This window comes from Mucilaginibacter celer, assembly GCF_003576455.2.
In the GTDB taxonomy this organism is placed as follows: domain Bacteria; phylum Bacteroidota; class Bacteroidia; order Sphingobacteriales; family Sphingobacteriaceae; genus Mucilaginibacter; species Mucilaginibacter celer.
Genome location: NZ_CP032869.1, coordinates 4897627 through 4909476 on the forward strand (window position 1 = coordinate 4897627; position 11850 = coordinate 4909476).

9 protein-coding genes are annotated in these 11850 nt (G+C 44.0%); 4 read left to right on the forward strand and 5 right to left on the reverse strand.

The window, feature by feature from the left end:
• The first annotated feature begins 75 nt into the window (after positions 1–75).
• The 3 genes from HYN43_RS20080 to HYN43_RS20090 all read left to right on the forward strand — a co-directional run bounded on the left by HYN43_RS20080 (position 76) and on the right by HYN43_RS20090 (position 3941).
• On the forward strand, positions 76–2529 hold the full coding sequence (locus tag HYN43_RS20080) for a bifunctional YncE family protein/alkaline phosphatase family protein (RefSeq protein ID WP_119411027.1): 2454 nt from the start codon (positions 76–78) through the stop codon (positions 2527–2529).
• A gap of 111 nt (positions 2530–2640) precedes the next feature.
• Positions 2641–3510: an aldose 1-epimerase family protein gene (locus HYN43_RS20085; RefSeq protein ID WP_245446955.1), complete on the forward strand. Its 870-nt coding sequence runs from the start codon at positions 2641–2643 to the stop codon at positions 3508–3510.
• A 92-nt stretch (positions 3511–3602) separates the two neighbouring features.
• Positions 3603–3941, forward strand: a complete 339-nt coding sequence (locus tag HYN43_RS20090) for a hypothetical protein (protein WP_119411305.1) — start codon at positions 3603–3605, stop codon at positions 3939–3941.
• A 738-nt stretch (positions 3942–4679) separates the two neighbouring features.
• On the opposite strand, the gene secG is transcribed toward HYN43_RS20090, so the two are convergent.
• The 5 genes from secG to miaB form a co-directional block, all read right to left on the reverse strand.
• A complete protein-coding gene (secG, locus tag HYN43_RS20100) occupies positions 4680–5030 on the reverse strand; it encodes a preprotein translocase subunit SecG (protein WP_119411029.1) in 351 nt (116 codons plus the stop codon).
• A gap of 9 nt (positions 5031–5039) precedes the next feature.
• A complete protein-coding gene (locus HYN43_RS20105; RefSeq protein ID WP_162996561.1) occupies positions 5040–6419 on the reverse strand; it encodes a hypothetical protein in 1380 nt (459 codons plus the stop codon).
• 33 nt (positions 6420–6452) lie between these two features.
• Positions 6453–6977 (reverse strand): LptE family protein, encoded by a 525-nt coding sequence (locus HYN43_RS20110; protein ID WP_119411306.1) that lies wholly within the window; start codon positions 6975–6977, stop codon positions 6453–6455.
• Between the two features lie 6 nt (positions 6978–6983).
• Positions 6984–8243 (reverse strand): sigma-54 interaction domain-containing protein, encoded by a 1260-nt coding sequence (locus HYN43_RS20115; protein WP_119411031.1) that lies wholly within the window; start codon positions 8241–8243, stop codon positions 6984–6986.
• 84 nt (positions 8244–8327) lie between these two features.
• A complete protein-coding gene (gene miaB, locus HYN43_RS20120) occupies positions 8328–9755 on the reverse strand; it encodes a tRNA (N6-isopentenyl adenosine(37)-C2)-methylthiotransferase MiaB (RefSeq protein WP_119411032.1) in 1428 nt (475 codons plus the stop codon).
• 224 nt (positions 9756–9979) lie between these two features.
• Between miaB and HYN43_RS20125 the strand changes: the two genes are divergently transcribed.
• Positions 9980–11782, forward strand: a complete 1803-nt coding sequence (locus tag HYN43_RS20125) for a hypothetical protein (RefSeq protein WP_119411033.1) — start codon at positions 9980–9982, stop codon at positions 11780–11782.
• Positions 11783–11850: the final 68 nt, after the last annotated feature.

Here is an 11850-nt window from a genome sequence, read left to right on the forward strand (position 1 = left end):
TTATTACATTAAGTTTATGTTAACTCCTGCTTCGCTGATAAAACGATTTGTAATTTTGACTAAAATCGTTTTCGTATGAAATTAAAATCGGCTGTTTGCATGGCTCTGCTATGTATCTCTTTTCAGGCCTTCGCCCAAACCAAAACTCCGGGCAAAATTGAACAAACCGGGCAGGTGTTATTACCCAACGGCTGGAAACTGAGCCCCGCGGGCAGGTCATTGCCCCTGGGCGATCTTCCACTTAACATGCAACTCTCCTCAACGGGTAGGTTGCTGGCTGTTACCAATAATGGGCAAAGCACCCAATCCATCCAGCTTATCGACCCTAAAAATGAAAAACTGCTTGATGAGCAGGTGATCAAAAAATCGTGGTATGGCTTAGCTTTCAGCAGGGATGAAAAGAAGCTTTATGCCTCCGGAGGTAATGATAACTGGATCCTGATTTACAATATCAACGATAACAAACTGGGCACGCCCGATACCATTAAGTTAGCTCCGCATCCCTGGCCCAAAAGCAAGGTTTGCGCTACCGGCATGGTAACCAATAAAAGCAACAGCCGTTTGTATTCGGTAACCAAAGAGGATAGCACGCTGTATATTATCAATCCTGATAAAAAAGAGATCATGAACCGGGTTAAACTCCCGGCCGAGGCTTATGCCTGTACCCTATCGCCCGATGAAAAAACGCTGTACATATCACTATGGGGCGGCAATATGCTGGGCTTTTATAATGTCGCTACGCAAACGCTCAGCACCATTAAAACCCCAAGCCACCCTAACGAGTTGCTTTTAGATAAAAAGGGCAAATACCTGTACGTAGCCGATGCCAACGACAATGCCGTATCTGTTGTAAACACCGCTACCCATAAAATAGTTGAAACCGTATCAACGGTACTTTACCCAACACATTTAACCGGTTCAACCACCAATGGCCTGGCCCTATCGGCCGATGGCAAAACCCTTTACATTGCCAATGCCGATAACAACTGCCTTGCCGTGTTTGATGTAACTACACCCGGTAGCAGCAAAAGCAAAGGTTTTATACCTGTTGGCTGGTACCCAACTAACGTAAAAATGTTGGGTAATAAAATACTGGTATCAAACGGTAAAGGTTTCTCATCAATGGCTAACCCTAAAGGGCCTCAGCCTGTAAAGAAAACCGACAACAGCGGTTATAAACAGGGTGCAATTAACAGCCGTGAGCAATACATCGGAGGTTTGTTTAAAGGCACACTGTCATTCATTGATAAACCAACAGATATCGAACTAAAAAAACTCACCAAACAGGTTTATGCCAACACGCCGTTTACCGATAAAATTGAAAAAACAGCCAAAGGCGAAGAAGGCAATCCCATCCCCCGCCGCGCCGGCGAAAAATCGCCTATTAAATATGTTTTCTATATTATTAAAGAAAACCGCACTTACGACCAGGTTTTAGGCGATATGCCGCAAGGCAACGGCGATACCTCGCTTTGTATTTTTGGCAATAAGGTGACGCCTAACCATCATGCCATTGCCAATGAGTTTGTGCTGCTGGATAATTTTTATGTTGATGCCGAGGTAAGCGCCGACGGCCACAACTGGAGCATGGCCGCCTACGCTACCGATTTTGTGGAAAAAACATGGCCAACCAGCTACGGCGGCCGCGGAGGTAATTATGATTTTGAAGGCAGCCGCAAGGCAGCCTACCCCCGCGATGGTTTTATATGGGATTATTGCAAACGTGCCGGTGTTAGTTACCGTACTTACGGCGAATTTGTGACCGATGGCAACCCGGGTAAAGCAAACCTAAAATCGTTAGAAGGGCATTTTTGCGCTGCATCTCCGGGTTTCGACCTCAATGTAAAAGACGTAAAACGCACCGAGATCTGGGCGCATGATTTTGATTCGCTTTTAACTATTAATGCCGTACCTCATTTCAATACCGTTCGCATCTCTAACGATCATACCAGCGGGCAGCGCAAGGGAGCTATTTCACCTATTGCCGCAGTTGGTGATAATGATTTGGCTATCGGGCAGTTCATTGAGCATTTGTCGCACAGTGCTATCTGGAAAGAATCTGTTGTTTTTATTTTGGAGGATGACGCCCAGAATGGTCCGGACCATATCGATGCACACCGCTCGCCTGTGTTTGTAGCCGGGCCCTATGTAAAACGCAATGCTGTGATACATGGCATGTACTCAACATCGGGCGTTTTGCGCACCATGGAGTTGATATTAGGTCTGCCACCCATGAGCCAGTATGATGCCGCAGCCATGCCATTGTATGATTGCTTTACCAGCAAGCCCGACTTCACGCCTTACACCGCCAAAGCAGCACAGGTTAACCTGGAGCAGCGCAACGTAGCCGTAAACGAAAGCAGCCGGCGGTCGGAGTTGTTTAATTTTGCTAAAGAAGATGCGGCGCCGGATATCGATTTGAACGAGGTGGTTTGGAAGTACGTAAAAGGTGAGGCTTCTGTCATGCCCGCGCCAAAAAGGAGTGCCTTTGTAATTTTAGAACCTAAAAAAGAACAGGATGATGATTGATTTGTTAATTTCGTTTAACCGGGATTAATCCAATTAGCGAAATCTTAATACATTTAACATGAAGCCCGGTTGGATATTTTTAGCCGGGCTTTTACATTTAACTATACACCCATGATCACCACTATCGAAAACGAATTTATCCGCGTAAGCATCAATACAAAAGGTGCGCAATTAAGTTCATTATATAACAAAGCCACCAAAACCGAGCATATGTGGCAAGCCGATGAAAAGATCTGGCCATGGCATGCCCCTAACCTGTTTCCGGTGGTTGGCGGGTTGATTAATAATGAGCTGGTGGTTGATGGTGAAAAGTATGCTATGAACCGCCACGGCTTTGCAAGGCAATCGGAGTTTTTTTTGCTGGAGAGCGACGAAAATTCGGCAAGTTATTCGCTACCAAACTGCGAAAATACGCTGAAAGTTTACCCTTTTAAATTCGATTTCCAGATTTTGTATCACCTGATAGAGGGTGCTTTGCGCATCACCTACAAAGTGATCAACCTGGATAAAAAACCGGTATACTTTTCAGTTGGCGGGCACCCGGCTTTTAACGTGCCGTTTAACAAAGGCGAAAATTACGAGGATTATTACCTTGAATTTGAAACCGAAGAACAACTTGACGCCCATGCGCTATCAAAAGATGGCTTTTTTAACGGCGTTACGCACCCGGTGCCAACGCCCAATAAAAAACTGCATTTAACGCGCGATTTATTTAATGCTGATGCACTGGTGTTTAAAAACCTTAAATCGCGTATGCTCACTATCAAAAGTGATAAACACGAGCAAACGCTGGCGCTTGAATTTCCGCATTTCAACTACCTGGGCATCTGGGCCAAACCCGGTGCCGATTTTGTTTGTATTGAGCCCTGGCTGGGCTGTGCCGATACCGAAGGCAAACAGGTTGATATTAAAGAAAAGGAAGCCATTCAGAAATTAAACGTAGGCCATGTGTTTGAAGCTGCCTATTTTGTGTGCATTTAAGCGGTAGGTTTACAATAAATTTAAAATTTGTTAAAACATTTTTAAGTGATTTTAATTTTCCTTTTGAACAGATCACTAAAAAAACTATAACTATGAAAAAGCAAATTTATTTATTAGCCCTTACCATGCTGTTGTCATTTACAGCGTTAACCAGCTTTGCTGCCGATAGCCATGCGCTTACCCCGCTAAGCAAGGAAGAAATAGCCACCATGACAACCGAGCAAAAGCAAGCCCGCGTTGAAGAGATAAAAGCCCGTGTACAGGAAATTAAAGACATGGATAAGTCGCAACTTACCAAAGAAGAGCGTAAAGAGCTTCGCACCGAACTTAAAAGCATGAAAAAAGAGGCCAACGCCCTTGGCGGCGGCGGTATTTACCTTTCGTTAGGTGCTATTATCATTATTATTTTGGTGCTGATTTTGATTTTGTAATTAGCTGCTAAAATTATACCGAAACGCTCCGGATTTTTTCGGAGCGTTTTTTGTTTGAATTAACATGAGTTCAGGATAAGCCGGGGCTGTCTGATTTTAACAAAAAATGTCATTTCGATAGAGCCGGGGAGGAAAGAGCGCAGGGCGAAAGAGAAATCTGTACATCTTGTCAAACGGCTATGCATTCGTTTAAGCAGGGTGTACAAGATCTTCTCACCACCAAATCTGGCGCAAGTGTTGTGCATTGGGTTGTGCTGTGGGTCACTTGTGCCTTTCAAGAAACGATACATTACATGAAGCACAAGTCTCCCACCGCTCCCATCCTTTGCCGTTGTTGGTGTTGTCACCATGGCTGTTCGGAAGATTTTTTGATTCCCTCCCTTGGGAGGGGTGTGATGGATTGCGCAGTGGCAGGGAGGGGTTTTTACACCTTGCCCGACGAATATGCAGGGTGTAGAAACCCCTCCCTACACCCTCCCAAGGGAGGGAATCGCACAATTCCCCCCGCTTTTTTATTTCTTCCGAACACCTATAGTGTTGTCACCAACATCTCTGTGCCATGCATTATTGCGATAGTACCTCACAAAAAAAACGAGGATCCTAATGTTGTTGGTGACAACACCAACATCGGCGCGGAGTTTTTACCTGCCTTGTTATATTACCAGTTCGTTTAAATAAAAACAAAAAGCCTCAGGTAATATCTACCCAAGGCTTTCTATCGTTAATATTTTATTCGATTTATTTCTTACCGTCTGGCTTAGTGCCTGAATTTGGGATAAGCGGAGCTTGATTAACTGGTGCCTGCGAGCCTTTAGTGTTGCTATTGATCTTCTCGCGCAGAGCCGAGTTATCATTACCTGTAGTGCCGCCTTTAACCGATACATTGATCGCAAGGGTTAATACCATTAAGCCGATAGCCAGTACCCAGGTTCCTTTTTCAAGGAAATCGCCGGTTTTTTGTACGCCCATTAGTTGTGATGAGCTTGAAAAATTTGATGCCAAACCACCGCCTTTAGGGTTTTGGATAAGTACAATAAGCCCTAACAAGGCACATACCAGTACAGTAACAATGATTAAAAGGATATACATTTCTTTATATTAGTTTATTTTCTTTTCTATTTGTTCAATTTGGCTTGCAAAGTAACGGCTTTTATCCGGGAATTTCAACATTAATTTTTTGTAAGTTGCAATAGCCTTGTGATATAACATTTGCTCTGTATAAATGCGGGCCAGTGTTTCGCTTACCAGTTCATTCCTATCTTCCGAACTTTTCTTGGCCTTATTCTCATTATCAATTTTATTAGCCGATGGCGGCCTGATCTGCGGCTCTTCCCTGATAAACTTCTCGATAATGATATCTTCCTTACTTTTTACCTCGGGTACATCAGGCTGAGGTGTTTTTTCCAGTTCTTCGAGCGATTGGGCATGAAAAATATTTTCGTAATACTGGTGCTGCAAGGCATCGGCAGTTTGTGGTGCCGGCGGTACGGCAGGCTCGGGAGCATTCTTCGCAGGAATAACAGATTCGATACTGTACGGTTGATAAACCGAGGCGTATTCTTTACGGGTTTTATCAAGCCACCACATAAAGGTATATGGCATTTTCTCGTCGTTATACTTGGATATAACTTCGGGAGGAGCTTCCTGAGCTGCGGGGCTTTCCTGCTCAGCCTCAACCGGAGGCGGTGCAGCGGCCTGATCTTCAGTCCGGGTATCGGCAACCGATTTATCAAACATAAAGTAATCGGTTGATGCAATATTACCGATTATCCATTTGTCTGTTTCGTCTTTTGGTGCTGGCTTAGCTTCGGCATCTGTATTTTCAACAGACGCGGCAACAGCTGCAGGCTCAGGAACATTAAGCTTTGGTATTTCGATGTTATCGATGCCTACTATTTCATCGTACACATCGTCATCTATCTGCTGGTCTGGTTTTTCAGGTTCAACACCTACCAATGACACTGCAGGTGGAGTTGTTTCGGCAGCCACCGGAACAGGGGGAGGCAGTAAATCGTCAACCTGTGTTTCAGTGGCTTGCGGTACAGGTGGAGGTGCATCCGGTGCAACAAAATTACTTACCGGAGGAGGCACGTCTGCAACATCAACTTCTGCCACAGGCGCTTGTACCGGGGTTACCGGGCTTTCGGCTACCGTTCCGCTGTTAAAATAATTTTCGCCGGCTGTTACGGTACTGCGGTTAACAAATGGTTTGGCATTAACCAGGTTAATGATTTGCGCGGGCTGTACCGGGGCAAGGCTTTCGCCTTCATTAATCAGTTTATGTAACAACGGCGGATTGTAGTACGCAGCTGCATGCTTCACATCATCATTGGTGCCTGCATGCGCCAGTAAAGCCCTCAGGATACCACTTTGCGGAAAACTGTTAACCAGTTGCTGCAGGTTATACCCATAAAAAGTACCCGCATCAGCCGGATTGGCTAATAGTTCATCTAATATTTCGTACTGCCTCTTATTCAAATATTGATCCACGTGGTTGAAAATACAAATTGCTTACCAATTAGAAAAGGCCTTGTTAAAAATATCGTCAATCAGTTGCTTAGTAATTTGTTGTATAAGCGCCTGCTCCTGCGGTCCGATATCACCTCTATAGTTGGCAAACTTAGTAAAACTTTCTTCAAAGCTAAGTTTTTTATCGGCAGGAGTTTTGGCTGCATCAAAAGAAAATTTAACCCTTATAGTGATAGTGAGCCTGTTGGCATCGGCAATTGGTGCCACATTATTTGCAGTAGCCTCAATAGAAACCGGGGCGATAGAATAACCGGTAATAGAGCCCGACATGGTTGCATCGGCCTCGCCCCTAACCAGGCTTAAACGGGTTTGAGTACGGATCCTTTCTTTCAGCGCTTCTGTAAAGGTTTGGCTAAGGTTGTTTACCACCAATGGGGCATTGTTTTCAAAAAACTGGATATTAACAGTTTTCATATCTGCCGGGATCGACTCATTCTTCAGCGTGTAACATGATGAGTAAAGCAGCATGAAGGTAAACGCCGTAATGATACCCAAAAATCGTTTCATCAATTTTTATAAGTTTAGTTCTTTTATTTTCCGGTATAAAGTACGCTCAGAAATCCCCAGTTCGTTAGCGGCCAGTTTACGTTTGCCTTTATGTTTTTTAAGGGCCTTGCGTATCAGGTCTGATTCCTTTTCAATTAATGAGAGGGATTCTTCCACTTCTTCGGCATCGTGCGTAATGTTAAAACCATCGATAGTGGTATTGTTGTTCACAACCGGGTTATTAACCGTATTAACGGGTTGTTGCAAAGTAAATTGTGACTCATTATTACCATGCAGCTCAATATCGCGGTAAAGCTGGTTAAGTGTTTGCGGATTGTTGGCATAATGAGGAGAAACACCGCCGTGTTCGATAATATCGGCCACCAGTTTTTTTAGCTCCACCATATCGCGCTTCATATCAAATAACACTTTGTATAAAATATCGCGTTCCGAAAAATCTTCTTTGGGCTGATTATCCAACCGCATGGGCAGGTTGCGTCCTCCCACTTCGTGCGGAATATAGGTTAGCAAAGTTTGCGCAGTAATGATCCTGTCGCGCTCCAATACGGCCAATTGCTCGGCCATGTTTTTAAGCTGCCTCACGTTACCCGGCCACGAATAGTTGGTTAATACCTGTTGCGCATCATCATCCAGTTGAATGGGCGGCGTGCGGTATTTATCAGTAAAATCGGCCGTAAACTTGCGAAAAAGGAGGAACACATCTTCCTTCCTGTCGCGCAACGGCGGAATCCTTAATGGTACTGTGTTTAAACGATAGTAAAGATCTTCACGAAACTTTCCGTTTTTAACAGCATCGTATACATCAACGTTAGTGGCCGCAATAACGCGCACGTTTGTTTTTTCAACTTTTGATGAGCCTACTTTAATATACTGACCCGATTCGAGCACGCGCAGAAGCCGGGCCTGGGTACCCAGCGGCATTTCGGCAATCTCATCTAAAAATATGGTACCGCCGTTTACGGTTTCAAAATAACCTTTACGTTCGCCAACGGCACCTGTGTAGGCTCCTTTTTCGTGACCGAACAATTCCGAATCAATAGTGCCCTCAGGTATCGCGCCGCAGTTAACGGCAATAAACGGCCCGTGCTTACGCGGGCTCATCTGGTGGATGATCTGCGAAAACACCTCCTTACCGCTCCCACTTTCGCCGGTAATTAATACCGAGATATCAGTAGGCGCAACCTGGTTTGCTATAGTTATAGCCCGGTTAAGCAACGGCGAATTGCCGATGATACCAAAGCGTTGTTTTATTTCTTGTACTTCCATTGTTTGTTAGTGAATAGTTGATTGGGTTGATGAGGTGAGTGGTTAAACCACCTAACAACTATTCACTCAATCAACCTAATAAACTCAATCAACCACTTTCCCAATTAATGTCGCTGTTGTACTACGCTCAACAAGCACATTAACATACTCTCCCGGTTTATATCCTTCACCTACCGGGAAAATAACCATGGCGTTTTGGTCGCTACGGCCGCAGTAATCTTTGTCTGATTTTTTGGAGAAGCCTTCTATCAGCACACGTTCTACTTTGCCAATACGGGCCTGCATCCTATAAAAAGAGTATTCTTGTTGTTTAGCCACAATTTCGGTGAGGCGTTTTTGCTTTACTTCTTCCGGGATATCATCGGCATAACGTTTGGCGGCTAATGTGCCGGGCCTTTCGCTGTATTTAAACATGTAGGCAAAATCGTACTTCACGTAATCCATCATCGTAACGGTATCCTTATGCTCTTCGTCGGTTTCGCTGCAAAACCCTGTAATCACGTCGGTTGAAATGGCGCAATCGGGGATAATACGGCGAATGGCATCGATACGGTTGATATACCACTCACGGTCGTAAGTACGATTCATCAGTTCCAGCACGCGGCTGTTGCCCGATTGTACCGGCAGGTGGATATAGTTACAGATGTTATCGTGCTTGTTGATGGCGTAAAGCACCTCGTCGGTAATATCTTTAGGGTGCGAAGTTGAAAACCTAACCCGCAAATCAGGATTGATCAGCGCTATTTGTTCCAATAAATTGGCAAAGTTGGTAGTAACTTTGTTATCATCTTCGCCGGTTGAATATTTATATGAATCAACGTTTTGCCCTAATAAAGTAACCTCGCGGTAGCCCCTGTCAAAAAGATCGCGACATTCGGCTTCTATAGATAGCGGATCGCGGCTGCGCTCGCGGCCACGGGTAAACGGCACTACGCAAAACGAGCACATGTTATCGCAGCCACGCATAATGGATACGAAAGCATTGATACCATTGCTGTTTAAACGCACCGGACTGATATCGGCATAAGTTTCCTCGCGCGATAGCAGTACGTTTACGGCTTTTTGCCCGTCATCAACTTTATCAATCAAATTAGGCAGATCACGGTAAGCATCCGGACCAACAACTACGTCAACTAATTTTTCCTCTTCCAAAAATTTTGATTTCAACCGCTCGGCCATGCAACCTAAAACGCCTACAACCAAACCTGGATTTTTTACCTTGGTTATGGTAAACTCTTTAAGGCGATTGCGAACGCGTTGTTCGGCGTTTTCGCGGATAGAGCAGGTATTGATAAAAATAACATCGGCCGATGTATGATCGGTAGTGGTTTCAAAACCACGTTCGGCTAAAATAGAAGCAACTATTTCGCTGTCCGAAAAATTCATCGCGCAGCCATAGCTTTCAATGTACAGCTTGCGCCCGTTATTTTTAGCTGTTTCGGCATTTAACATCAACGCCTCGCCCTGCCTGCTCTCATCATGTGTTTTATCCGGAATAAGCAAATCCATCATCCTTGTATAAAAATTAGTTTGCAAAAATAAACAAAATCCGCATACATAGATGACATATTGTCAGTATTTAATAAAATGAATTTAAAGCTACATTGAACGTTAAAAATTGGCCCCGAATATGAACAGGGCATAAACTTTTAATAAAATACGGCCTGTTTAACTTTATAACATAACAAAAGTTACTAACTTGCTGTTAAACCTTAAATAACAATAAACCGGGGTGCATGAAGCTAAATTTTTTAAAGCATAGGTGGCAAAAAAACGTATTTAAATTTGTGCTGATACCGGTAACAGTTATTTTGATACTGGCCGTCGTGGTTAACAGGTATTGGTCGCCCATATTGGCGGCTAAGGTAAAGGATGTGGTACTCAACAGCAGCGACAGCCTTTATACCGCCGATTTTTCGGATGCAGAGCTTCATATTTTGCGTGGGAAGATCATTCTTTATAACATTAGGCTGAAGCCCGATACCGCCGTTTATAACAAAAAGAAACGCCTGCACCTTGCGCCCAACACATTGGTCGAACTGAGTGTTAAACGCCTCGTCATCAATCATGCGCATCCTTTTAGCCTGTACTTTCACAAAAAACTCAACATAGGTCAGATCATCCTGAACGAACCCCGGCTAAACGTAAGCTACCAACTTAACCATACAAAAGATACTGTAGTTAAAGATCACCGAACGGCCTGGCAACGGATTTCGAAAAGCCTTAAATCTATCCACATCGGTAATATCCTGCTTAACGATGTCAACTTAAATTATGAAGATTACTCGGGCAATAAAGTGGCAATCTCCAAACTAAAGGAGCTCAACCTGAGCGCTAACGATCTGCTGATCGACTCGGCCACGCAAACTGATAAATCGCGGCTGCTTTACTGTAAGGATATTATCACCGAGCTTAATAACTATACCGGCCAAACGCCAAGCGGCCTCTACACCTATAAAATAAAGCACCTCAAATTATCAACCTTTACCTCGAAATTAAATATCGAGGGCCTGGCCTTGCAGGCGGCAAAGGCCAGTACCTTTTTTGATAAAACACAGAAAGACAGGCTGGGCCTTCTTGCCGATTCTGTTCAGCTCAGCAATTTCGATTACCTGAATTACCACAAGTACCGCACTATTTCGGCATCGAGCTTAAAAATGTCGGGAGGTAAAATCACTGCGTTCACCAACCCGGTTAAAACAAAGGATACCGTAACCAACCAGGTTAAAACATTCCCCAATATGATGCTCGGCAGGTTAAAGCTTGATTTACGGATAGATACCGTAAAGCTGCGCCGGATGGATGTGATTTATAACGAGTTTAACAATAAATCGCAAAAAACAGGCACCGTGGAGTTTGATAATACCAGCGCTACCATTTTAAACTTAACCAATAATCCATCTGCAATTGCCAAAAATAATATTACCACGGCTACTATCGTATCGTATTTCATGAACCGGGGGCGGTTAGATGCACAATTTAAATTTACCTTAAATGATGATAATGCCCCTTTCAGTTATAAGGGCAGCTTAGGCCCTATGGATTTTACGCGGCTTAACCCGGCTACCATGCCGCTGGCCATGGTGAAAATGACATCAGGCAAAGTAAAAAAATTCAGTTTTGATATTGATGCCAACAGCAAGGTTTTTAAGGGCAAGGTTGATTTTTTGTATAACGATTTGAAAGTTGTACTGCTGAAGCCCGATACCGCTAATGATCGCCTGAAGCGCAAAACCATCATCTCTATCTTCGCCAATCTTTTTGTGATTAAGCATAATAATCCGGACGATAAAGGAAAACTTACCTCATCCTACGTCATATTTAAACGCCCTAAGGATTTCGGTTTCTGGAAAACGGTTTGGAAAACTCTGCTCACCGGCATTAAGCCTTGCATTGGCCTTGACGAGAAAAGTCAAAAAGCCACTAAAGACCGCATTGACGAGCATAATAAGAACAAAGCCGAACGTTTAAAAAATAAAGCCGAAAGGCAGAAGCGGAGAGCAGAGAAAAAGAAACTGATGGATGAGGGGAAGTTTTAGGATTTGTAATTATCTCTTAATGTAATTTCGACGAACTTGCCCAGGGATTGCGCCTTGGCGTGAGGAGA